This is a genomic window from Azospirillum sp. B510 (genome assembly GCF_000010725.1).
Lineage (GTDB): Bacteria > Pseudomonadota > Alphaproteobacteria > Azospirillales > Azospirillaceae > Azospirillum > Azospirillum lipoferum_B.
On sequence record NC_013855.1, the window covers coordinates 323492 to 347654 of the forward strand.

At 67.3% G+C, this 24163-nt stretch carries 18 protein-coding genes; 8 read left to right on the forward strand and 10 right to left on the reverse strand.

Translation table 11 applies throughout. From position 1 onward, the window contains the following. Positions 1 to 1230, forward strand: a complete 1230-nt coding sequence (locus AZL_RS16735; RefSeq protein ID WP_012975683.1) for a phenylacetate--CoA ligase family protein — start codon at positions 1 to 3, stop codon at positions 1228 to 1230. Positions 1231 to 1272: 42 nt separating this feature from the next. Here the strand turns inward: AZL_RS16735 and AZL_RS16740 are convergent, their stop codons facing one another. Together AZL_RS16740 and AZL_RS16745 are read right to left on the reverse strand one after the other, a co-directional pair. Continuing rightward, the gene (locus AZL_RS16740) at positions 1273 to 1896 is read right to left on the reverse strand and encodes a glutathione S-transferase family protein (protein ID WP_012975684.1); all 624 of its coding nucleotides are present in this window, start codon (positions 1894 to 1896) and stop codon (positions 1273 to 1275) included. Between the two features lie 148 nt (positions 1897 to 2044). Continuing rightward, positions 2045 to 2281, reverse strand: coding sequence for a hypothetical protein (locus tag AZL_RS16745; RefSeq protein WP_042444112.1), 237 nt, complete (start codon positions 2279 to 2281; stop codon positions 2045 to 2047). A gap of 162 nt (positions 2282 to 2443) precedes the next feature. Here AZL_RS16745 and bla point away from each other — a divergent pair, with 162 nt between their 5' ends. After that, the gene (bla, locus tag AZL_RS16750) at positions 2444 to 3349 is read left to right on the forward strand and encodes a class A beta-lactamase (protein ID WP_012975685.1); all 906 of its coding nucleotides are present in this window, start codon (positions 2444 to 2446) and stop codon (positions 3347 to 3349) included. Positions 3350 to 3372: 23 nt separating this feature from the next. Here the strand turns inward: bla and AZL_RS16755 are convergent, their stop codons facing one another. The 3 genes from AZL_RS16755 to AZL_RS16765 form a co-directional block, all read right to left on the reverse strand. Then, positions 3373 to 3561 (reverse strand): hypothetical protein, encoded by a 189-nt coding sequence (locus AZL_RS16755; protein WP_247894391.1) that lies wholly within the window; start codon positions 3559 to 3561, stop codon positions 3373 to 3375. 76 nt (positions 3562 to 3637) lie between these two features. Continuing rightward, the gene (locus AZL_RS16760; RefSeq protein WP_012975687.1) at positions 3638 to 4123 is read right to left on the reverse strand and encodes a hypothetical protein; all 486 of its coding nucleotides are present in this window, start codon (positions 4121 to 4123) and stop codon (positions 3638 to 3640) included. Positions 4124 to 4142: 19 nt separating this feature from the next. Continuing rightward, positions 4143 to 6188: a serine/threonine protein kinase gene (locus tag AZL_RS16765; protein WP_148219452.1), complete on the reverse strand. Its 2046-nt coding sequence runs from the start codon at positions 6186 to 6188 to the stop codon at positions 4143 to 4145. A gap of 432 nt (positions 6189 to 6620) precedes the next feature. Here AZL_RS16765 and AZL_RS16770 point away from each other — a divergent pair, with 432 nt between their 5' ends. Then, positions 6621 to 10778: a response regulator gene (locus AZL_RS16770; RefSeq protein ID WP_148219541.1), complete on the forward strand. Its 4158-nt coding sequence runs from the start codon at positions 6621 to 6623 to the stop codon at positions 10776 to 10778. 190 nt (positions 10779 to 10968) lie between these two features. On the opposite strand, the gene AZL_RS16775 is transcribed toward AZL_RS16770, so the two are convergent. After that, positions 10969 to 12804 (reverse strand): PHA/PHB synthase family protein, encoded by a 1836-nt coding sequence (locus AZL_RS16775; protein WP_148219453.1) that lies wholly within the window; start codon positions 12802 to 12804, stop codon positions 10969 to 10971. A gap of 381 nt (positions 12805 to 13185) precedes the next feature. Here AZL_RS16775 and AZL_RS16780 point away from each other — a divergent pair, with 381 nt between their 5' ends. Then, on the forward strand, positions 13186 to 13569 hold the full coding sequence (locus AZL_RS16780; protein ID WP_247894392.1) for a hypothetical protein: 384 nt from the start codon (positions 13186 to 13188) through the stop codon (positions 13567 to 13569). Between the two features lie 155 nt (positions 13570 to 13724). On the opposite strand, the gene AZL_RS16785 is transcribed toward AZL_RS16780, so the two are convergent. Beyond that, positions 13725 to 15155 (reverse strand): HlyD family type I secretion periplasmic adaptor subunit, encoded by a 1431-nt coding sequence (locus AZL_RS16785; RefSeq protein ID WP_012975692.1) that lies wholly within the window; start codon positions 15153 to 15155, stop codon positions 13725 to 13727. A gap of 71 nt (positions 15156 to 15226) precedes the next feature. Continuing rightward, the gene (locus tag AZL_RS16790) at positions 15227 to 16855 is read right to left on the reverse strand and encodes a type I secretion system permease/ATPase (RefSeq protein WP_247894393.1); all 1629 of its coding nucleotides are present in this window, start codon (positions 16853 to 16855) and stop codon (positions 15227 to 15229) included. Positions 16856 to 17286: 431 nt separating this feature from the next. On the opposite strand from AZL_RS16790, the gene AZL_RS16795 reads away from it, so the two are divergent. The 3 genes from AZL_RS16795 to AZL_RS16805 all read left to right on the forward strand — a co-directional run bounded on the left by AZL_RS16795 (position 17287) and on the right by AZL_RS16805 (position 20201). Next, complete coding sequence (locus tag AZL_RS16795; RefSeq protein WP_012975694.1) at positions 17287 to 17814, forward strand: peroxiredoxin; 528 nt, start codon at positions 17287 to 17289, stop codon at positions 17812 to 17814. A gap of 250 nt (positions 17815 to 18064) precedes the next feature. Then, positions 18065 to 19117: an extracellular catalytic domain type 2 short-chain-length polyhydroxyalkanoate depolymerase gene (locus tag AZL_RS16800; RefSeq protein WP_148219455.1), complete on the forward strand. Its 1053-nt coding sequence runs from the start codon at positions 18065 to 18067 to the stop codon at positions 19115 to 19117. A 7-nt stretch (positions 19118 to 19124) separates the two neighbouring features. Further along, entirely contained in the window at positions 19125 to 20201 is a 1077-nt protein-coding gene (locus AZL_RS16805; RefSeq protein ID WP_012975696.1) for an extracellular catalytic domain type 2 short-chain-length polyhydroxyalkanoate depolymerase, read from the forward strand. 71 nt (positions 20202 to 20272) lie between these two features. Here AZL_RS16805 and eno read toward each other — a convergent pair whose 3' ends face one another. Further along, complete coding sequence (gene eno / locus AZL_RS16810) at positions 20273 to 21550, reverse strand: phosphopyruvate hydratase (RefSeq protein WP_012975697.1); 1278 nt, start codon at positions 21548 to 21550, stop codon at positions 20273 to 20275. A 147-nt stretch (positions 21551 to 21697) separates the two neighbouring features. After that, positions 21698 to 22480 carry an alpha/beta fold hydrolase gene (locus tag AZL_RS16815; protein WP_012975698.1) on the reverse strand — a complete coding sequence of 261 codons (783 nt, stop codon included), beginning with the start codon at positions 22478 to 22480 and terminating at the stop codon, positions 21698 to 21700. A 132-nt stretch (positions 22481 to 22612) separates the two neighbouring features. Here AZL_RS16815 and murJ point away from each other — a divergent pair, with 132 nt between their 5' ends. Beyond that, positions 22613 to 24163, forward strand: a complete 1551-nt coding sequence (murJ, locus tag AZL_RS16820; RefSeq protein WP_012975699.1) for a murein biosynthesis integral membrane protein MurJ — start codon at positions 22613 to 22615, stop codon at positions 24161 to 24163.

The following is a 24163-nucleotide window of genomic DNA, read 5'->3' on the forward strand; positions in this document are numbered from 1 at the left end:
ATGACCGATTTCCACGACGACCTCGAAACCCGTTCCCCTGACCGGCGCGAGGCCGAGCAGTTCGCGGCGCTACCCGCCCATCTGCACCACGCCAGGGACGCTAGCCCCTATTTCCGCCGGTTGCTGGCCGACATCGACCCGGCGTCGATCCACGACCGCGCGTCGCTCGCCACCCTGCCGGTGACACGCAAGTCCGATCTGATCGCCTTGCAGCAGGCCAACCCGCCCTTCGGCGGTCTGGCTGCGGTTGAGATCGGCCGGCTGGCCCGCGTCTTCGCCTCGCCCGGTCCGATCCATGATCCGGAGCCGCATGGCGTCGATCCCTGGCGCAGCGCCCGCGCGCTGTTCGCCGCCGGCTTCCGCGCCGGCGACCTCGTCCACAACTGCTTCGCCTATCACCTGACCCCGGCCGGCTCGATGTTCGAGACCGGGGCGCATGCCATCGGCTGCGCCGTCATTCCCGCCGGCACCGGCAACAGCGAGATGCAGGCCCAGGTCGTCGCCAGCCTGAGGCCGCGCGGCTATGTCGGCACGCCCGACTTCCTGAAGGTCATCCTGGAGAAGGGCGACGCGCTGGGGCTGGACGTCTCGTCGATCCGCATCGCCAGCGTGTCGGGCGGCCCCTATCTGCCCGACGCCCGCGCCTTCTACGAGTCGCGCGGGCTGGAGGTCTATCAATGCTATGGCACCGCCGATCTCGGCATCGTCGCCTATGAGACGACGGCAAGGTCCGGTCTGGTGGTGAATGAGGGCTGCATCGTCGAGATCGTCCGCCCCGGCACCGGCGACCCGGTTCCAGACGGCGAGGTCGGCGAGATGGTGGTCACCATCTTCAACCCGGCCTATCCGCTGATCCGCTTCGCCACCGGCGACCTGTCGGCGGTGCTGCCGGGCGCCAGCCCCTGTGGCCGGACCAACATGCGGCTGAAGGGCTGGATGGGCCGCGCCGACCAGACCACCAAGGTCAAGGGCATGTTCGTCCACCCGTCCCAGGTCGCCGAGCTGCTGCGCCGCCATCCCGAGATCGCCCGCGCCCGTCTGGTCGTCGGGCGCCTGGACGCCGGCGACACCATGATTCTGCGCTGCGAAGCGGCGGAGAGCGGCGAGGCGCTCGCCGCCACCCTTCGCGAGACGCTGGCGTCGGTCACCAAGCTGAAGGGGGCGGTGGAGTTCGTGGCGCCGGGGAGTTTGCCGAATGACGGCAAGGTGATCGACGACATGCGGGGGTGAGGGTGTCGCGGCGGATGCCCGCCGCGACCGCCCTATCCCCTATCAGCACTCCGCATCCGCCGACGGCATCAGCTCATATTGCGGCTTGTAGCCCGGCTGCGCGCGGATGCGGTCGGCCCAGCTCTTCACGTTCGGATAGTCCGTCTCGTCGACGGCGGACTCGCCCAGCAGATCGATCCAGGGGAAGGCGAAGATGTCGGCGATGGTCAGCCGTTCGCCCTCGATGAAGCTGCGGCCGGCCAAATGCTGGTCGAACAGCTTCAGCCCGCTCGCCGCCGAGGCGTCGAGCCAGGGCAGGGCGTTGGCGTCGCCGTTGAACTTGCGCACGGCCCGCGCCCGCTGGACCGGCAGCAGCACGTCGGCCAGCCAGCTCAGCCATTCGGCGATGCGCAGCGTCTCGGCCTCGTCGCGGCCGCCGAACCGGCCGGTCTGTTCGGCCAGATAGGTCAGGATCACGCTGGATTCGGAAATCGAATGGTCGCCATGCACCAGCGTCGGCACCCGGCCGAAACGGTTGATCGCATGATATTCCGGCGACTTCTGCTGGCCCGCCCGCAGGTCGAGATGGCGGTAGTGGAAGGGAATGCCGGCAAGCCGGAAGAACAGCGCGATGCGGGTCGCGGGCTGGGAATTCACATTGCCGTACAGAATGAAGGGCGCGGTCACGATCTCTGTCTCCCTGATTTGCGGACCCGGCTGGACCGGCGTCCGGCGTTGCCGCGAGGATGACCTCAACCAGCCCGGCCATGCCAGTGGAAAGCGCTGGATATGTTTGTGAACATCTCGTTGCGATGCCCACGGTGCCGTGGCCGCTTCAGCCGATCCGCCGCACCGTCAGCCCGGACGCGGCGATGCGGAAGCCGCCATCCTCCGTCTGCTCCACCGCCTCCCCGCCGTCGAGGCGATGGCTCTTGCCGTCCGGAACCCAGCCGGCCGGACCGCGGAAGGTCACCATCTGGATGAAGCTGGTCATCTCGACCACCACATGGACGCTGCCGTCTTCGGCTCTCGCCTCGAAGCGGTCCGTTTCCATCTCCTGGCGCAAAGGCATCCGCCGGCCCCTTCCTCTCCCGATGCGGTCCATAGACTGCCATGGAGCGGCGGCGGCAAGGCATAAGTTTAATTTGTGGCTTCGGCGAGGAAAGCTCGTTTGTCCGCATGTCCGGGGCTTTCTATCGTCCGGCCATCGCAACCGGGCAATTGGGGGGAAGGGATGATCGGACGACGTGGATTTCTGGTGGCGACGGGAGGTGTCCTGCTCTGGTCGGCCGCCGCGGCGCAGGCTGAGGAGAGCAAGCCTGTCAAGGATGGAAAGCCATCCGGGGACGATGGGCTGGCGGCCGGCATGGCGGCGCTGGAGGAGCGGAGCGGTGGGCGGCTCGGCGTCGCGGTGCTCGACACCGCCACTGGACGGCTGCGGGGCTGGCGCGGCGACGAGCGGTTCCCGATGTGCAGCACATTCAAATTTCTATTGGCTGCCGCTGTCCTGAAGAGCGTGGACCAGGGCAAGGACCGGCTGGACCGGCGGATCCCGGTGACCAAGGCCGATCTCCTGCCCTATGCGCCCTTCTCGGAGACCCGGTTGACCGGCACGCCGCCGACGCTGGCCGAACTGTGCGAGGCGGCGGTCACGCTCAGCGACAATACGGCGGCCAACCTGCTGCTGCCCGGCGTCGGCGATCCGGCCGGCCTCACCGCCTTCCTGCGCGGCATCGGCGACCAGACCACCCGGCTGGACCGCAACGAGCCGACATTGAACAGCGCCATCCCAGGTGATCCGCGCGACACGACCACGCCGGCGGCGATGGTCCGCGGCATGGAGCGGCTCCTGATCGGCGATGTCCTGCGGCTGGACTCCCGCTGGCGGCTGGTCGACTGGCTGATCGCCAACAAGACCGGCGACAAGCGCCTGCGCGCCGGGCTGCCGGCGGGGTGGCGTGTCGGCGACAAGACCGGGACCGGCGCCAACGGGACCGCCAACGACATCGCCATCGTCTGGCCGGACGGCCGCGCGCCGGTGTTGATCGCCAGCTACCTCACCCAGACGGCCAAAGGCTTCAAGGCGCAGGATTCGATCCATGCCGAGGTCGCGCGGACGGTGGCCGGTCTGATCGGTTGAAACCGCTGATCAGGAGGGCGGCTTCAAACAGGGGAGGTTGACGCGGGATGCGGCGGCTGGGCCCATCGCACGATGGAGCGGACGGCATTCAGGGCGTTCGCATTGTCCTGAATGTGGAAGTGCCGCCGCAATTCGGCGACGGCCGCCCATTCGCCGCTTTCGTGAAACGCCCTTTGGATCGCGGCGGCTTCATCCTGGCTGACGCTGAACATCCGATCCTCATGGCCGACCTCGCGGCTCCCGCCAGCGATCATGCCCCGGCGACGGGATCGGTTGCAAGACCGTCCGTCAGGCGCCTTCCGGCTGGGCTTCGGGTTCCCCGGACTCGTCGAAATAATCGCCGGCGACGTCCGGGCCCCATTCCTGGACCAGCGCCACCTTCTTTTGCTTCAGCACCTCGACCCGCTTCTCGGCGCGGGTGATCTCCATCCCGGCGACCAAAGGCGGAATGCCGTAATAGAGGCCCCAGCCGACGGCGGCGGCGCTGTACATCACCAGCCAGGCCAGCGGATCGGCAAGGATCTTGGCGACGGCGCCGAGGGTGTGCTGGTGTTTCCAAAGATCGATGGCGAAGGGCATGCAGCCGCAGAAATTCAGGCCGCCGACGGTGATCGGCGCCGATTTGTCGGGGTCGCGGTCGACGACATAGGCGACGATGGTCGGGATCATGCCGATGCCGAACAGGATGGTGGTCGGCAGCACGATCAGCCCCGCCGGGATGACCAGCAGGATCAGCGTGAGGGCACCGCCCTTTTTCTTCTTCTTGCGCGCCATGGCGATCCCCGTCGGCCGGTCAGAATGCGAAGAACAGGATGATGCCGGCGACCAGTACGGTCGACAGCAGGCTGGAGGCGATGGCGGCGACCTGCCGGCCCGACGTCTCGATGATGGCGTTGCGGTCGGCGATGGTGTGGCGGATCTTGTCCATCTCCGCGTCGGCCTCGCGGTAGGCGATCTGCGCCGCCTCGAATTCCAGACGGTCGCGGCGCAGCGCCTCGGGATCGTCCACCACCTTCAAAAGCTCGGTCAGCCGGCCGTTGTGCGCGGCGGCGTCGGCCATCTTGCGCACCTCCTGCTGTTGCGGGCGGTTGTGGAAGCGGCGGAAGGCCGGGTCGAGCAGCGCCACCACCCAGGAGGCCAGATGGGTCAACCCATCGACGCCGGTGCGGGCCTGGATGTCGGACAGGATGGTCAGCATGGCGATGACGCGCCGCATCGGTTCCACCCCGCTGCCGAGCTGGGTGAACAGCAGTTCGTCCCCCCGCTTGTTGCGGGCGCCGAGGAAGGCGGCGATCTGGCGATCGATCGGATCCTTGTGGCGTTCGCCCCCGGCGGCGAGCCAGTCCAGCGCCCGCAGCAGTTCGGCCAGCGTGGTCGGCAGTTGCCGGGCGACCAGCCCGCTCATGCAGGGCATGGTCGGATTCATCTCGTAGAGCGCCCGTTCCACCCCCAGCCCGTGGCTGGACCGGTCGAGGAAGCTGCGCAACTGGTCGAAACTCTGCACCAGCGGCACGAATTCCGGCTTGAAGTCGGTCTGGACATTGACCCAGAACATCGGCAGCTGGTTGGCGAGCACCTCCGCCACCGCCTGGGGGGATTCACCGCGCATGAAGGCGTCGGCCAGCATGGTGGCGATGCCGTCCGGCATCATCGCCCGGCCGCGGTAGCGGATGGGGGCGGCGGGGTCGAGCGCGATGCAGACGCGGGCGACCAGCCGGTCGCCCTGGGTGCCGCCCTTGCCGCTGGAGGCGGTCTGGATGGCGTTGCTCACCGCCTCCGCCCGCACCTCGTCGCCCATCGACCGGCGCAGCCATTTGTCCAGCTCCCCGCTTTCGATGACGGAGGCGGCGGCGGGGGCATGGCGGGCGAAGGCGCGGGCCAGCGTGCGGCAATGCCAGTATTCCGATCCCTGGAATTCCAGCGGCCGGGCGGCGCGGCGGGAGATCTGCGGCTGCTTCGGGCTCAGCCGGCGGCCGGCCACCCACAGATCCAGGTCGTTCAGGGTCCAGCGCTGCTTGGGGTCGTCGACCAGCAGGCCGCGCACCACCTCGTTGATCGCCAGCGGCAGCCGGAGCTGCTGCACCAGCGCCGGATAGGACCCCCGCTCGATCTTGGCTTGCAGCACCGCCTCGTCGTCGAGGCCGGCCAGCGGGTTGCGGCCCAGCGCCAGGATCAGCAGGGTGACGCCCAGCGAATAGAGGTCGTCGGCCATGGTGCCGGTGCCGCGCCCGGCCGGGTTCGCCATGCCGCGCTCGATCGTTTCCAGCAGGACCGGCTGGCCATAGCCGGGCTGGGCCGACACGCAATCGCCCAGCATCAACCCGCCGGAGGCGAGATCGCGGTAGAACAGGTTGGTCGGGCGGATCGCGCCATGGACGACCCCGCGGCTCGACAATTCCTTCAGCGCCGACACCAGCGGATGGACGATCTGCCGGGTCAGCTGATCCTCCGGCATCGGGTCCAGCGTGTCGGTCAGCGATCCCATCAGCCGCTTGCCGCCAGGCCGCTCGAACACCAGGCAGAAGCGCCGGCCGCGGTCCTGCGGCCAATCCACCAGTCCCCAGTCGAGCAACCGCATGTGGGTGGCGTTGTCGAGGCTGCCGACGGTGGCGCAGATGTCCATCCGCGGCAGGATCGCGGCATGGCAGATGATGGCGAAGGGCTCGATCCGCTTCTCGCGTAGCGCCTTGGCGGTGAAGGCGTTGCCACCGACGGCGTTCAGCAGTGGGATCGGCGCGCCCGGCTGGATTTCGTAGCGTTCGGCGAGCTTGACCGGTTCGGCATTCGCCATCGCTGCCGCGGCGGCTCCCATCGTACCTGTCTGGGCGTCGGATGGCATGGATGGCGGATCCCTTGGGGCGTGCGAACGGCCGCAGGCCTTACGTGGCGTGAAAAGGGCAAACAAACCCTTAACGTGTGCGTGCGCAACACTATCGGATTGGATCGGAAAGGAAAACCCCCGCTGCGAAGGCGGGGGCGTGGGCATGACCCCTGCGGAATTTGGGGCGCTGCCACCAAAAGACTGCCGCGGGTAACGCGACGGCAACCAATCGGGGTATGGCATTTCTCCGGCTTGCGCCGTCCGGCATGGACCATACACTTGGCACGCACACGAATTCCGGTCGATCAGGCGGTGCGGCGAGTGGGTGCCAACGTGAATGCACAAGATGGCGGCGGAACCGGCGGCAGCCAGCCCGTCACCCTGGGCGTCGGCGCTCCAGGCGGTTTCGACCCGGGATTCTTCGCCGGTGGAGGGGAACTGGGCGCGTTGATGCGCGCCCATGACTGGGGCGCGACGCCGCTCGGTCCGCCCGACGGGTGGCCGCAGAGCCTGAAGACCGCCGTCCGCATCATGCTGACCTCCCGGCAGCCGATCTGGATCGGCTGGGGACGGGAGCTGACATACCTTTACAACGATCCCTACAAGTCGATCATCGGCGGCAAGCATCCGTGGGCGCTCGGCCTTGCCACCTCGACCGTCTGGCGCGAGATCTGGGCCGACATCCATCCGCTGCTGACCACCGCCCTGACGGGGGTGGAGGGAATCTATGTCGAGGACCAGCTCCTCATCATGGAGCGCAACGGCTACCCCGAGGAGACCTACTACACCTTCTCCTACAGCCCGATCCCGGACGACGACGGCAGCCCGGGCGGAATCATCTGCGCCAACACCGACGTCACCGAACGGGTGATCGGCGAACGGCAACTCGCTCTGCTGCGTGAGTTGGCGACGCGCACCTCGCGGGCCCAGACGTGGCGGCAGGTCTGCGACCGGAGCGCCGAAGCATTGGCGACCGATCCGCGCGATGTGGCGTTCGCCCTGATCTATCTGAAGGAGCCGGAGAAGACGGATTTCGCCCTTGCCGCGGCCACCGGCATCGCTCCCGGACACCCCGCCGCCCCGGACACCCTGACGGTGGCCGCCCCGGTCTGGCCGCTCGCGGACCAGCTCACGGGGGTCGTGCATATCGCCGACCTGCGCGCCATGGTGGCCGACAGCCTGCCGGCCGGTGTCTGGAACCGCCAGTCGACGCAGGCGGTCGCGTTGCCGCTGCCGCCCAGCGGCGAGACCGGACGGTCCGGTATGCTGATCGTCGGGCTCAATCCGTACCGCCTGTTCGACGACGGATACCGGCGGTTTCTGGGGCTGGTCGCCGGACAGGTCGCCGCGGCGATCGCCAACGCCGAGAGCTACGAGGCGGAGCGCCGCCGGGCGGAAGCGTTGGCCGAGATCGACCGGGCCAAGACCGCCTTCTTCTCCAATGCCAGCCACGAGTTCCGCACCCCGCTGACCTTGATGCTGGGGCCGCTGGAGGAGATGCTGCACGGATCGGCGGCGCTGGCCGGCTCATCCGTCAGCGTTTCCCGGAACGAGCTGGAGATGGTCCACCGCAACGGGCAGCGGCTGCTGCGGCTGGTCAACGCGCTCCTCGACTTTTCCCGGATCGAGGCGGGACGGATGCGCGCCAGCTTCGCGCCGGTCGACCTCGCGGCCTATACCGCCGATCTGGCGAGCGGCTTCCGCTCCGCCATGGAGAAGGCGGGGCTGGCCTATAGGATCGACTGTCCGACCCTGCCCGAACCGGTCTGGATCGATCGCGATCTCTGGGAAAAGATCGTTCTCAACCTGATCTCCAACGCCTTCAAATACACGCTCCGTGGCGAAGTCGCGGTGACGCTGGAAGCTGTTCGCGGTGCCGCCGTCCTCAAGGTCCGCGACACCGGCATCGGCATTCCCGAGGCCGAGTTGACCCGCGTGTTCGACCGCTTCCATCGGATCGAAGGGCAGGTCGGCCGCACGCATGAGGGTACCGGGATCGGGCTGGCGCTGGTCAAGGATCTGACGGCGCTCCATGGCGGAACCGTCGGTGTCGAGAGCCGCATCGGCGAGGGGGCCGTCTTCACGGTCTCCCTGCCTTTCGGCAGGTCGCATATCCCGTTGGCGGATGTGGGCGGCGAGACGGCGCAGGTGCCGACTGCGACCCGTGCCGGCGTCTTTCTCTCCGAGGCGATGCGTTGGCTGCCCGATGCCGACGCGGTGGATGCCGCCCCGGCGACCATGGCCGACCGGGCGCAGGGGGAGACCGTCCTGCTCGCCGACGACAATGCCGACATGCGCGGCTATGTTGAGCGGTTGCTGGCCGGGGCCGGCTACCGGGTGGTGGCGGTCGAGGACGGACGGTCCGCGGTGACCGCCGTCCGCGCCATCCGGCCCGACCTCGTGCTCTCCGATGTGATGATGCCCCATCTCGACGGATTCGGTGTGATCGACGCGCTGCGTCGCAACCCGGACACCCGGGAGCTTCCGATCATCCTGCTGTCCGCCCGTGCCGGCGAGGAGTCCGCCATCGACGGTTTCCAGGCCGGGGCGGACGATTACGTCGCCAAGCCGTTCAGCGCGCGTGAACTGATCGCGCGCGTGGAAGGGACGCTGCGGCTGGCCAAGCTTCGCCGGGAAACCAGCGCCATGCTGCGCGCGGCGAACGAGGAACTGGAGAAACGGGTGGCGGAAAGGACGCGCGAGCTGAATCAAGTCTGGCGCAATTCCCGTGACCTGCTGGCCGTGGTGGGAGCCGACGGGGTGTTCCGGGCGGTCAATCCTGTCTGGACCGAAATCCTCGGCTATCGACCCGACGAGGTGGTCGGGCACAGCTTCCGCCATTTCGTCTGGCCCGAGGATCTGGAATGGACCCAGGGCGGACATGAGGAGGCGGTCAAGCGCAGCCTGATCAATTTCGAGAACCGCTACCGGCACAAGGACGGTACGCCCCGCTGGATTTCCTGGCACAGCTCGGTCGAAGGCGACATGATCTATGCCTATGGCCGCCATATCACGGCTGAAAAGGAACAGGGGCAAGCGCTGCGCCAGGCCGAGGAGCAGCTCCGCCGGGCGCAGAAGATGGAGGCGGTGGGGCAGCTCACCGGCGGTGTCGCCCACGACTTCAACAATCTCCTCCAGGTGATCGGCGGCAATCTCCAGTTGCTTCTCAACGATGTGGGCGACAACGCGCGTGCGGCGGACCGGGTGCGCAATGCGCTGAGCGGCGTGTCGCGCGGGGCCAAGCTCGCCTCGTCGCTGCTGGCCTTCGCGCGGCGCCAGCCGCTGGAGCCTCGGGTGGTCAATCCGGGCCGGCTGATCCGCGGTCTCGACGATATGCTGCGCCGGGTGCTGGGCGAGGAGATCAGGATCGAGGTGATCGGTGGCGGTGGCCTGTGGAACACCGTGGTCGACCCGACCCAGGTGGAAAACGCCCTGCTCAATCTGGCCATCAACGCCCGCGACGCGATGAAGGGCCGTGGCGTGCTGACGATCGAGGCCGGCAATGCCGAGCTGGACGATGTCTATGCCGCCCGGCATGGCGACGTGCGGCCCGGCCAGTATGTCATGCTCGCGGTGACCGATACAGGCAGCGGCATGTCGCCCGAGGTGCGGGAGCGCGCGTTCGATCCGTTCTTCACCACCAAACCGGAGGGGCATGGCACCGGTCTGGGGCTGAGCATGGTCTACGGCTTCGTCAAGCAGTCCGGCGGGCACGTCAAGATCTACAGCGAGATGGGCCACGGAACCACCATCCGCCTCTATCTACCGCGCACGCAGGAGGTGGAGGATCCGCCGGTGGCGGTGGACATGGCGCCGGCCGGCGGCGGCAGCGAAACCGTGCTGGTGGTGGAGGATGACGAGGAGGTCCGCCACACCGTGGTGGCGATGCTGACCGACCTCGACTACAGAGTGTTGCAGGCGCGTGACGCGCAGAGCGCCCTTGCCATTCTGGAGAGCGGCGTTCCGATCGACCTGCTGTTCACCGATGTGGTGATGCCCGGACCGTTGCGCAGTCCGGACTTGGCGCGCAAGGCGCAGGAACGCTTTCCGAACCTGGCCGTTCTGTTCACCTCCGGCTACACGCAGAACGCCATCGTGCATGGCGGCCGGCTCGACCCCGGCGTGGAACTGCTGAGCAAGCCCTATTCCCGCGAAATTCTCGCACGCAAGATCCGTCAGGTGCTGAGCGGCCGGAAGCCGGAGCGGCCGGAACCCGCCGTGGCAGCGGGTAATGTCGCGGCGGGAAGCCTGACGATACTTCTGGTCGAAGATGATGCCTTGATCCGCATGGCGGTCGCGGACATGGTGGCCGAGCTTGGCCACCGGGTGCTGGAGGCTGGGAGCGTGCGGGAGGCGCTGCACATCGCCGGGTCGGAGCATGCGATCGACCTGCTGTTCACCGACCTGACCCTGCCGGACGGGCGCGGAGAGGATCTGGCGGCGGAATTGGTGCGACGGATGCCCGGACTTCCGGTGGTGTTCGCGTCCGGTCGAATGGGGCCTGACGAATTGGATGCCGCGTCGTTCGGTGGAAAAACCGTCCACCTGCGGAAGCCTTATGATCTGGCGGGCTTGGAGCGCGCGATCCTTGCGGCATTGGCCGGTTAGAGGGCGATCGGTTCAGACGGAATCGTCTGGAGCGTGAATCGCACGGAAAATCAAAAGGCTAGAGTCTGTCTGGTGCTTATTGAAGCACCAGACAGGCTCTAAAAGGCGGAAAAAAGAGAGGCCGCCTTTCGGCGGCCCCTTCCGAATCCTCCTTTTCCACCAGGGAAGAGGAGGTTCCGCGACGCAGTGATCACTCGTTCTTGACCTTGACGTAGGAGCCGGGCGCGTCCTCCAGGGCGGGCAGGGCGCCATCGCCAGGTTGGCGGGCGGGCACCTTGCCGTTGGCATATTGGCCGACCCACCTGTTCCACTCCGGCCACCAGGAGCCGGGGGTCTGGGTCGCCTTCTCCAGCCACTCGTCGGAGGTCTTGGCCAGCTTGTCGCTGGTCCAGTAGCAGTATTTGTTGGCCGCCGGCGGGTTGACGACGCCGGCGATGTGCCCCGACGCTCCCAGCACGAATTTGACCGGGCCGCTGAACAGCTGGGCGCCGCTGTAGGTGCTCTTCCACGGCGCGATGTGGTCCTCGCGGGCCGACAGGAACAGCGACGGCACCTTGATCTTGCCGAGATCGACGGGAACGCCCTTCAGCGTCACCGCCCCCGGCTGCGCCAGCATGTTCTTCTGGTACATGTTGCGCAGATAGAAGCTGTGCATCGCCGCCGGCATGCGGGTGCTGTCGCTGTTCCAGTACAGCAGGTCGAAGGGGAAGGGATCCTTGCCCAGCAGGTAGTTGTTGACGACGAACGACCAGATGAGGTCGTTGGCGCGCAGCATGTTGAAGGTGGTCGCCATCTTGGCGCCGTCGAGATAGCCCTGTTCGGCCATCTGCCCTTCGATGAAGGTCAGCTGCTCCTCGTCGATGAAGATCGACAGTTCGCCGGCCTCGGCGAAGTCCAGCATCGTGGTGAAGAAGGTCGCCGACTTGATGCGGTCGTCCTTCTTGACCGCCATGTAGGAGAGGGTGGAGGCCAGCAGCGTGCCGCCCAGGCAATAGCCGATGGCGTTGACGTCCTTCTCCCCGGTCGCCTTCTCGATGGCGTCGAGCGCCGCCAGCGGGCCTTCGACCATGTAGTCCTCGAAGCCCTTGGCCGCCAGCGTCTCGTCCGGGTTGACCCAGGACAGGACGAAGACGGTGTGGCCCTGGTCGACCGCCCACTTGATGAAGCTGTTCTTCTCGCGCAGGTCGAGGATGTAGAACTTGTTGATCCAGGGCGGCACGATCATCAGCGGGCGCTTGTTCACGTCCGGCGTGGTCGGCGTGTACTGGATCAACTGCATCAGGCTGGTCTGGAACACCACCTTGCCCGGCGTGACCGCGATGTTCTTGCCCAGTTGGAAGGCGTCATAATCGGTCATGGAGATTCGCAGCTCGCCCTTGCCGCGCTCCAGATCCTTCAGCAGATGCTCCAGCCCCTTGACCAGATTCTCGCCGCCGCTCTCGATGGTCGCCCGCAGCACCTCCGGATTGGTCATGACGAAGTTGGACGGCGCCATCGCGTCGACGAACTGGCGGGTGTAGAAATCGACCTTCTTGGCGGTGTGGTCGTCCAGCCCCTCGACCTGATTGACGGTCGACTGCATCCACCGGGCGCTCAGCAGGTAGGATTGCTTGATGAAGTCGAACAGCGTGTTCTCGTCCCAGGCGGCGTCCTTGAAGCGGCGGTCGTCCTTGGCGGGGGCGATGACCGGCTGCGTCTCCTGCCCGAAGAAACGCTGGGTGGTGCGCTGCCACAGGGTCAGGTAATCCTGCCACAGCGACATCTGCGCCTGCATCAGCTTGGCCGGGTCGGCCATCATGCGGGTGGTCATCTCGAGGAAGGCGTGGCCGACGCCCATCGGGTCGGGGCTCTTCGGGCCGGCGCCGTCGGCGGCCTGCCGCGCGAGGAACTCGGAGACCAGCCGCTGGCTCTGCTCGGCGATGCGGGTCATCGCCCGCGACATCTCTACCGGATCGGGAAGCTTGACGTCGGGCACCTGGGGGGAAGCCGGGGTGGAAGCCTGAGGGGGGGCCTTGGTCTCGGCCATGAGCACGGTCCTTCTTCTTTGGGCGGGTGTCGCGTCGTCTCGGTCGCATCGCCTGTGTGACCACCGTCCGCGGGGCCCGGCTGGCGCCAGATTGGGCTTTGGGCCTCGCGGAGGGACGGCTATACAGGCTTGCTGTCGGTGATCTATGGGATGATGTCTGGGGGAAGGATGTCTGGGGGGCGTTCTGCACCATGTCGCTGTGGGTGGCGTGCGGCGGTCCGGCCTTCTGGTGCGGTGCGGGAGAAATACGAAACCTCTCATACACCGCAGGTGTGAACATTTCATTTCACGGATCGTCGCACAAGTGCGGTGTGGCGGCCAGAACGGGGAAGGATGATGGTGACGGGCAGTCAGGGAGGCGGCCAGGGGAGTGGTCGCGGGATGGCGGCGGCCGGTCGGGTGGTCGGCGCGCTAATCGTTGCGGCGCCGATGGTTTTCGGGCTGGCGGGCTGCGGTGACCGGATGCTCGACACCGGTCCGCTGGGGGCCGTCCTCGGCGATCCGTCGCCGGTCAGCGACAATTCGTCGCCGGTTCGTGGCATGAGCGGAACCAATGACGAGTACCCCAATCTCGGCACGGTTCCGCCACGCCCGACCGATCTGACTACCGAGGCCGAGCGTCAGCGATCGATGGACCGGCTGGCCGAGGACCGTGCGGCATCCCGTCGCACCAGGGCGCAGACGGAGGCGATTCCGATGCCGGCACCGCTGCCCACCCCGATGGCGGTTCCGCCCAAGCCGGATTTGCGGCCGGGACGGAGTTAGAGTCTCCGTCCGATTCACGTTTCAAGCGATAGCGCTTGAAACGATTGCACTCCAAGGGCTTCGGGCAAGGAAAAGGCCCCCGGCCAACCGGCCGGGGGCCTTTCCGCGTGCGGGAAGGCGACGGCTTCGATCGCCCGCCCCGGTCACGCCCCCCATCATTCCTGGATGAACGCCTTCACATAGGACTGGCGCAGCGGCTGGATCAGATAGTCCAGCGGGGTGCGGGCGGACAGCACGATGCGGGCCTCCACCGGCATGCCGGCCTTGATCTTCAGATTGCGCACCTCGTGGGAATCGGCGTCCTTCAGGCGGATGCGCGCCAGATAATAGTCCTGGCGGGTCGCGTTGTCGGTCAGACGGTCGGCGGAGACGTAGGACACCGTGCCGTCGATGGTGCCGACGACGCGGCTGTCATAGGCGGTCAGCTGCACCTTCACCGGCAGGTCGACGGCCATCGACTTGATGTCCTTCGGCTGGATGCGGACCTCCGCCAGCAGGGCCTTGTCGTCGGGGACGATGTCCAGCACCGGCTCGTTGGCGGTGATGGTGCCGCCGACGGTGGGATGGCCGTACATCACCACGTCGCCGGTGTCCGGCGCCCTGATGGTGCGGTTGTCCAGGCGGTTCCTGGCGTCGCGGATCTGTTCGGCCAGCTTCTGGGCGTCGCCGCGCGCCTTGTCCAGCTCGACCAGCACCTTCTCGCGGAAATCGCTGCGGCGGCGGACCAGATCGCCCTGGGCGTCGACCGCCTGCTGGCGCGACTGCGACATGCGGGCTTCCAGCTCATGGTCCTGGGCGTGCAGCTGGGCGTTCTCCTTCTGCGCCGCCACCAGCTTGGTGCGGGTGGAGTTGCCGCGGTCCAGCAGGCCCTGGGTGATCTGGATATCCTCGTCCGACAGCTTGATCTCGCGGGCCAGGAAGGCGCGCTGCTTTTCCAGGCTGTGCACCTCGTCACCCAGCGTGGCGATGCGGTCCTGGGTCAGCTTGGCTTCGGTGTCCAGCTGGTTGCGGCGGACCTGGAACAGCTTCTCCTGGTTCGTCATGGCGTTCTCGACCGCCGGCTCCCGGGCGCGGCGGGCGGCCAGCTCGGCCGGCCACTCGATGGCGGGCTTTTCGAACAGCTCGGCCGACAGGCGGGCTTCGGAGGCCAGCGTGTCGAACAGGGCGGCGTTCAGCATCTCCAGCCGGGTCTGCGCCTCGGTGCTGTCCAGCCGCATCAGCACCTGACCGGCGTCGACCCGGTCGCCTTCCTTGACCAGGATGGCGCTGATGACGCCGCCCTCGGTGTTCTTGATCACCTTGCGCCCGGTTTCCGGCGCCAGCGAGCCCGACGCGCTGATCGCGCTGTGCAGGGGGGCGACCGCCGCCCAGCCGGTCATCCCGCCGAAACCGACCGCCAGGACCAGGAAGCCGCCGAGCAGCAGCCCGCGCACGCCGGTTTCCGGCATCGCCGCCCGCAGCGCATGGATCGAGGTGATGGTCGCGGTCTTGCGCGACGGCTTGCCGGAGGGGGTTTCGGAACCGTTGTCGGACGATTTCATGTCGGTGGACAGGGGGGCGGGGAAGGTCGTGGTCATCGTGGTCATGGGACTTCCTTGGCTCTGTCGGGTCGGTCGCCGTCAGCCTGATGGTCGGTCTTGGGGGGACGGCGCGGCGGTCAGCCGGCGGTCCCGGCCGTGGCGGTGGACGGACCCGTTTGAGGGCCGAGATTGCGGAGGCGGGCGAGGTTGACGGCGCCGGGCTGGGCCTGCTGCTCCGGACGCGGCAGCTCCATCGCCATGCCGTTCTTCAGGACGTAGGTGTGGTCGGCCATGTCGACGAAGACCGGGGCGTGGGTCATGACGATGGTGGTCGCCCCGCGCTCCTTGCAGGCCGCGACGAAGGCGCGGACCGCCTTGATGCCCAGCTCGTCCAGTCCCGCGGTCGGCTCGTCCAGCACCAGCAGCGGCGGCCGGGCGAAGGCGGCGCGGGCGAGGCCGATCAGGCGGGCGCTGGCGCCGGTGATCGGGGACAGCGGGTCGTTGACCTCGGTCTCGTAGCCCATCGGCAGGCTTTCGATCCATTCATGGATGCCGACGGCCTTGGCGGCCTCCTCCACCTGATCGCGGGTGGCGCTGGTGAAGCGGGCGATGTTGTCGGCGATGCTGCCCGGCAGCAGATCGACCTGTTGCGGCAGGTAGCCGATGCCTTGTTCGGGGCTGTCGGGGGTCAGAGTGGCGACGGACAGCCCGCCCAGCCGCACCGTTCCGGCCGAGGGGAGGGCGACGCCGGCGAGCAGGCGGGCCAGCACCGACTTGCCCGAACGGTTGGGGCCGGCGATGCAGACGGTCTCGCCGGGCTCGACCGACAGGGTGACGCTGCGCAGGATCGGCTTCTGGTCGCGGGGCGAGACGAACAGCAGGTTCTCCACCGTCAGGCGCTCGCTCTCCACCGGGACGGAAGGACGCTCGGGCTCGCGCGACAGGCGCTTCAGCAGCGGCAACAGGCGGCGGACGGCCTGGGCGGAGCGGACCAGCCCGCCCCAGGCGCCGGCGGTCTGTTCGATCGGGGCGAGGCCGCGGCCGACCAGCATCGAGGTGGCGATCATGCCGCCGAAGGACAGATGCTGCTCGATCACCAGCCAGGCGCCGATGCCGGTGACGGCGATCTGCAGGACCATGCGGACCCACTTGGTGGCGGCGCCGATGGCGGCGCTGCGCTCATAGCCCTGGCCCTGCATGGCGCTGGCGGTCAGGAAGTCGCGGTTGACGGCGTCGAGCGAGGCGTTCCCCATGCGCAGGCCGCGCACGGTGTCGGAGCGCGACGCCAGCGCCTCGAACAGCTTCTGGGCGCGGCTGGCCGGCAGTTTACTCTCGTCGTTGATGTCCTTGACCGCGACATAGCCGATCCAGCCCATCACCGCCATGATCAGCATCGACACCACCAGCACCAGCGCCAGCATCGGGTGGATGACATAGATGCCGATGACATACAGCGGGGCCCAGGGCAGGTCCATCAGCGCCGGCAGCGAGGGGCGCGAGAAGGCGCCCTTCAGTTCGATCAGGTCGGCGAGCGGGCCGCTGTCCGGACGGCCGCGGCCGGCGGCGTCGAGCGCGTCGGCGGTCAGCCGTCGGCGCCAGCGCACCTCCAGCGCGTTGCCGGCCCGCGCCAGCAGGCGCGACCGCACCATCTCCAGCAGACCGCTCAGCGTCAGCGCGATCACCACGATGACGGTCAGCATGGCCAGCGTGTCGTAATTGCCGGATGGAATGGCGCGGCTGAACACCTGAAGCGAATAGAGCGGCATGGCCAGCATCAGAGCGTTGATGGTGGCGCTGAAGATAAATGCACTAACAAGTATCCTGCTGAAATAACCGCGATTGAAAGAAAGTTCCGGCTTGGTGGTTTCGGGCCGTCGCAAAGAGTCTGATTTCGTAGAAACAGGCATGAAGAGCCCTCCAATTGTCACCGGTCGGCGCAGTGCCCACTGGATGCAGGCGAGACCAGGGAATGCCATCTTGGTAAATGGGACATTAACATTCGCCGACGTCACAGGATTGCCACCGGGCGCCACCACTTTTGCGCGGACCGGTTCAGGTCTTGTCTGTTCTTTCGGGGGGACTTGATGCTCTTCGCCGCAGGGGACATGACCTATGGCCGGTTGGAGGCGGCGGGGGTTGCCGTTATCGTGCGCGGGCGGCGGTTCCGCCGGTCCACCCCAATCAGCCGGAGATGATGATGGAAGGGCGCAAGGTCCCCTCGGTGGTGTTCAAGACCCGCGTGCGCGACGAGAGCGTCGGCGGACCCAACCCGTTCCGTTGGCAGGATGTGCGGAGCGACGAGCTGTTCCAGGGCAAGCGGGTGGTGCTGTTCTCGCTGCCCGGCGCCTTCACGCCGACCTGTTCCAACGAACAATGCCCGGCCTTCGAGCGGCTTTATGACGACTTCAAGGCGCTGGGGGTCGACGAGGTCTATTGTCTCAGCGTCAACGACGCCTTCGTCATGTTCCAGTGGGGCAAGAGCCTGAACCTGAAGAATGTGAAGCTGATCCCCGACGGGTCGGGCCATTTCACCCGGCGCATGGGCATGCTGATCGACAAGGATCATCTGGGCTTCGGCTTCCGCTCCTGGCGCTATGCCATGGTGGTGAAGGACGGCGTCGTCGAGAAATGGTTCGAGGAACCGGGGATCAACGACGACGGCGAGAATGGCGACCCCTATGGCGAATCGTCGCCGGAAAATATGCTCGCCTATCTGCGGAGCTGAACCCTTCCGAGTCGTCGCTTTCCGGTTACCGGAGAGCGGACCGGGATGAAGGATGCGGGAAGATGATGGCCGGCGGGGTGAAGGCTCCGCCGGCCATTTTCTTATGGCACCGCTCTCTCTCGACGATTGTCGGGTGGTGACGGCACCAATCTAGGGATGCGTGTGAAAAGGACGCATTCCCCCTTTTTGTTAGACAATCCTTATTTCCTTGCTACCTTTCGAGCCGGTTGGAGTGGATGGGGTTCGGCAAGTGGCAGTGAAATGCCCGATCCGGTGTGTTCTGGTTGTGCTTCTGGCGGCGGCGGTCTCGTTCGTTTCCGGTGGCGCCATCGCCGGTCCTGCGGCCGGCAGTCAGGATGCCGCGCCACTCGTCCCGCGCAACGTGGTGCTGGCGAAGACCTCGGCCTCGGGGCTCGCAGCCGGCGCCTTCATGGCGGTCCAGTTCCACGTCGCCCATTCGTCCGAGATGGCCGGCGTCGGCCTGATCGCCGGCGGCCCCTATCTCTGCGCCGCTGGAAATCCTCTGATGGCGGCGGCCTGCATGCAGGGGAACGCGCTTTGGCCCCATGGCCAGTCGCTGTACGAGGCGGCCTTGCCGCTGGCGATGACCGGGGCGATCGACCCGCTGGACCGCTTGACGGAGGCGCAGGTCTATCTGTTCAGCGGCACCGCCGACATGGTGGTGAACCGCAAGGCGGTGGAGGAGACGGAGGCCTTCTATCGCGCCGCCCATGTGCCGCCGAACCGGATCAGGATGGAAACCGGGCTGGAGGCCGGCAACGGCTTCATCGCGCCGGGGGGCGTCAACGACTGCAACGCCAACCGCAGCCCCTATGTCAACGCGTGCGGCGACTATGATCAGGCCGGACGGATCCTGTCGCACATCTATGGCGGCCTGAATCCTCCGCTTGAGAACCAAGGTGCCGGCCAGCCGGCCGCCAGCCCCTTCGACCAGACGCCGTTCGGCGATCCGGTACGCACCGGGTTGGCGCCTGCCGGCTATGTCTATGTGCCACCGGCCTGTGCGGGTGGTGCGGCCTGTGCCGTGCACATCGTCTTTCACGGATGCCGCCAGTCCGCGGCCGAGGTCGGCGACGCGGTGACCGCCGGTGCCGGCTTCAACCGCTGGGCGGCCAACAACAATCTGATCGTGCTCTACCCGCAGCTGTCGCCGCGCCGGTCCGCGGATCCGATCGCCTGCTGGGACTGGATCGGCACGACGGGGGCGGATTACGCGACGAAGGGCGGGGCGCAGATCGCTGCGGTCCATGCGATGTTGACAACCCTTGCCGGGCAAAGGTGACCTTTCCATGATCATTTCCAAGCAAGCCATTCTGAAAACCACGCTGGCGGCGCTCGTCGCCCTGGCGCCCCTTCCGGTCGCGGCCCAGGACGGTGCTTCGATCAAGTTGGCCGACCTGAAGCTGAAGATCGACCCGACCCAGACCACGGTGTCGGGCATCTCCTCCGGCGCCTACATGGCCGGGCAGTTCCAGGTCGCCTATTCCAATCTGGTCAAGGCGGCCGGCATCGTCGCCGGCGGCCCCTATGACTGTGCCGAGGTGTCGGAGGGTGGCATCGCTCCGGCCGTGGTGGCGCTGAAGCGCTGCATGGATGTGGCGATGGGGCCGCCCAACGTGTCGGCCCTGGTCGCCAACGCCAAGGCGCGCGAGGCGGCGAAGGACATCGACCCGCTGTCCAACCTGGCGAAGTCGAAGATCTATCTGTTCAACGGTGACAACGACATCACGGTCAAGCGGCCGGTCGCCGACGCCACCGAGCAGTTCTACAAGGCGCTGGGCGTGCCGGAGGCGAATCTCACCTATGTGAAGCTGCCCAAGGCGGCGCACTCCTACGTCACCGACGGCTATGGCGCCGCCTGCGACTTCATCCCGAAAGAGGGTGAGAAGAGCGAATACATCAACAACTGCCAATATGATCAGGCCGGAGCCATCGTCAGCTTCTTCTACGCCGATGCGAAGACTCCGAACGCAGCCAATGCGGCCCGCCAGCCGCGGCTGTTCAACCAGGCGCCTTTCGTCGGCGATACCAGCCGCAGCGGCATGGCCAAGACCGGCTACGTCTATGTTCCGGAAGCCTGCGAGGGCGGCAAGCAGACCTGCCGCATCCACGTCGCCTTCCACGGCTGCCAGATGGCGTCGAACCTGATCGGCGATCATTTCGCCGTCCATGCCGGCTATAATCGCTGGGCCGACGTCAACAACATCGTCGTGCTCTATCCGCAGATCGACGGCGCGGCCAAGCCGACCTCCAACCCCAAGGCCTGCTGGGACTGGTTCGGCTACACCGGCTATGATTTCGCCCGCAAGAGCGGCTTCCAGATGACCGCGGTGCGCAAGATGATCGGTGCGCTGGCCGGGGAGTAAAACTCAGGCGTACCAATACAAAAGCCCCTCTCCGGCAATCCGGAGAGGGGCTTTTCATTACCCTAAACCGCTCAGGCCTTGAGGATGCCGCGTCCGGCGAAGCGTGCGGCGACGCCGAGCTGCTCCTCGATGCGGATCAGCTGGTTGTACTTGGCGAGGCGGTCGGAGCGGCTGAGCGAGCCGGTCTTGATCTGGCCGCAGTTGGTGGCGACGGCGAGGTCGGCGATGGTGCTGTCCTCGGTCTCGCCCGAGCGGTGCGACAACACGGCGGTGTAGCCGGCCTTGTGCGCCATGTCGACGGCTTCCAGCGTCTCCGACAGCGTGCCGATCTGGTTGACCTTCACCAGGATCGAGTTGGCGACGCCCTGGCGGATGCCCTGGGCCAGGCGCTTGGGGTTGGTGACGAACAGGTCGTCGCCGACCAGCTGCACCTTGTTGCCGATGGCGTCGGTCAGCGCCTTCCAGCCTTCCCAATCATCCTCGGCCATGCCGTCCTCGATCGAGATGATCGGATAGCGCCCGGCCAGATCGGTCCAGTAGGCGACCATCTGTTCCGGCGACAGCGACTTGCCTTCGCCGGCCAGCTCATACTTGCCGTTCTTGAAGAATTCGGTGGAGGCGGCGTCGATGGCGAGCATGACGTCGTCGCCCGGCTTGTAGCCGGCGGCCTCGATCGCCTTCATGACGAAGCCGAGCGCGTCGTCGGTGGAGGCCAGGTTGGGGGCGAAGCCGCCCTCGTCGCCGACATTGGTGTTGTGGCCGGCGTCCTTCAGCTTCTTCTTCAGCGACTGGAAGATTTCCGAGCCCATGCGGATGGCGTCGGCGCCGGTCTCGGCCCCCACCGGCATGATCATGAATTCCTGGATGTCGATCGGGTTGTCGGCATGGGCGCCGCCGTTGATGATGTTCATCATCGGCACCGGCAGCAGCGAGGCGAAGGCGCCGCCGACATAGCGGTAGAGCGGCAGGCCGGCATCCTCGGCGGCGGCGCGGGCGACCGCCAGCGAAACGCCAAGGATGGCGTTGGCGCCGAGCCGGCCCTTGTTCTCGGTGCCGTCCAGCTCGATCATGGCGAGATCGATGGCGCGCTGGTCGTCGGCCTCGAAGCCGGCGAGCGTGTCGTAGATCTCGCCGTTGACGGCCTCGACCGCCTTCAGCACGCCCTTGCCGCCGTAGCGGCCCTTGTCGCCGTCGCGAAGCTCGACCGCCTCATGGGCGCCGGTGGAGGCGCCCGACGGCACCGCGGCGCGGCCGAAGGCGCCGCTGTCCAGCGCGACGTCCACTTCCACGGTCGGGTTGCCGCGGCTGTCAAGGATTTCGCGGGCGTGAATCTCGGTGATGACGCTCATGATCGGTCGATCCTTCGAGGAATGGCAGCCGCGTTGTCTCGCAGGCCGCGTTTTAAGGCGCGCTGGCTTGATAGCCCCGACGTCCGGGCGATGCAATATCTGCGTCGGCCTACAACCCGGGTCGAAGAGCGAGGGGAGGGGCCGGCGTCAGAGGAACCCCTCCACCATCGTCGCGAATTCGGCCGGCCGTTCGGCGTGCAGCCAGTGCCCGACCCCCTCGATCATGCGGATGTCCGCCTTGGGAAAATGGCGGCGGATGGCGTCGTGATGCTCCGGCCGGATATAGTCCGACGCGCCGCCGCCGATGAAAAGGGTGGGGCCGTCATAGCGGGTGGCGCCGAAATCAGGAAAGCCGATCAGGCCGGCCATGTTCGCGGCGATGGAGTCGAGGTTGATCCGCCAGGAGAAGGCGCCATTCTCCAGAACCAGATTCTGCATCAGGAAGGAGCGCAGCGGCGCCTCCGGCACGGCGTCGGTCAGTTGGGCCTCGACCTCAGGCCGGCGGGTGACGCCCTCCAGCTTCGCGGCCTTCATGGCGGCGACATAGGGGGCGTGGGTGTGGGTGTAGGGAACCGGGGCGATGTCGGCGACCACCAGCCGCTCCACCCGGTCGGGATGGGCCAGCGCCAGGGCCATGGCGGTCTTGCCGCCCATCGAATGGCCGACCACGGTGGCGCGGGCGAAGCCGCGGTCGTCGAGGAAGCGCAGCACGTCGGCCGCCATCTCCGGATAGCTCATGCCGTCGGCCCAGGGAGCGCCGCCATGATTGCGCAGGTCGAGCGCATAGACCCGGTGCGTCTCGCCGAAGCGGCGGGCCAGCGTCTGCCAGTTGCGGGCCGACCCGAACAGGCCGTGCAGGACCAGCATCGGCGTTCCGCCATTGGCTTCGCCGGCTTCCAGATAGGTCAGGGGGAGGGCTTGCTGCGGCATGTCGGGGCCTTCGACCGTGGGGGGATTGAGATGCGTTCTGGACGAATGCGGGCGGCGATCCTATGACGAACGCGGCCGCATCGCTAGGATGCGGCCGGGCATCATCCGCATCACAGAAGCGACCCTGCCATCGTGTTCCGTCATATCCTGTCCGTCGGCGGCCTGACTCTGGCCAGCCGGGTGCTTGGCTTCCTGCGCGACGTGCTGACCGCGGCGCTGCTCGGCGCCGGGCCGGTGGCCGACGCCTTCTTCGTCGCCTTCCGCCTGCCGAATCACTTCCGCGCCCTGTTCGCCGAGGGCGCCTTCAACTCCGCCTTCGTGCCGCTGTTCTCGGGCAAGCTGGTGCAGGATGGCGCCGCCGCCGCCCGCCGTTTCGCCGACGAGGTGATGACCCTGCTGGTCATCGTGCAACTGCTGCTGCTGCTGGCGGTGCTGGCCTTCATGCCGCAGTTCATGACGGTGTTCGCCCCCGGCTTCGCCGACGAGCCGGAGAAGTTCCGGCTGGCGGTGCTGTTCACCAGCATCACTTTCCCCTATCTGCTGCTGATCTCGCTGGTGTCGCTCTATGGCGGCGTGCTGAACAGCATGAGCCGTTTCGGCTCGGCCGCCGCCGCCCCCATCCTGATGAATCTGTGCCTGATCGCGGCGCTGGTGGTCGGCACGCCGCTGATGCCCACCGCCGGCCATGCGCTGTCCTGGGGGGTGCTGGCGTCCGGTGTCGCGCAGTATCTCTATCTGGCCTGGGACGCCCGGCGGGCCGACATGGCCCTGCGGCCGGTCATGCCGCGCCTGTCGACCGACGTGAAGCGATTCCTGGCGGTGTTGGGGCCGGCGGCGTTGGGCTCCGGCCTGACCCAGATCAGCCTGTTCGCCGACACGCTGATCGCCTCGGCCCTGCCGACGGGGGCGGTGTCCTATCTCTATTACGCCGACCGGCTGAACCAGCTGCCGCTGGGGGTGATCGGCATCGCCGTCGGCACCGTTCTGTTGCCGGAGATGTCCAAGCGCATCAAGAGCGGTGACGAGGCCGGCGCGGTCGACAGCCAGAACCGCGCCATCGAACTGTCGCTGGTGATGACCTTGCCGGCGGCCATCGCCTTTCTGGTGGCCGGCATGCCGATCCTGTCGGTGTTGTTCCAGCGCGGCGCCTTCGGTCCGTCGGATGCCGCCGCCTCCGCCCTCACCCTGCAGGCCTACGCCTTGGGCCTGCCGGCCTTCGTGGTGATCCGCAGCCTGGTCAACGGCTTCTACGCCCGCCACGACACGGCGACGCCGGTGCGGGTGGCGCTGGTGGCGGTCGGCATCAATGTGGCGCTGAAGCTGGTGCTGATGGGTCCGCTGGCCCAGGTCGGGCTGGCGGTCGCCACCTCGGTCGGCGCCTGGGTGAATGCCGGGCTGCTGGCGCTGCTGCTGCACCGCCGCGGCCTGTTCCGTGCCGATGCGCGGCTGATCCGCAACCTGCCGCGCATGGCCGCCGCCGCCACGGTCATGGCCGGCGTGCTGTGGCTGGCGACAGAGCGGCTCGCCCCCTGGCTCGATGCCGTCGGATTGGCGGAGCGGCTGGGCGGTCTGACGGTGCTGGCGCTGGTCGGGCTGGCGGTCTACGCCGTCGCCGCCCTGTCGCTCGGGCTGGTGCGGCGCAGCGACCTCGGCCGCCTGCGCCGCCGCCGGGCGAAGGCGTGA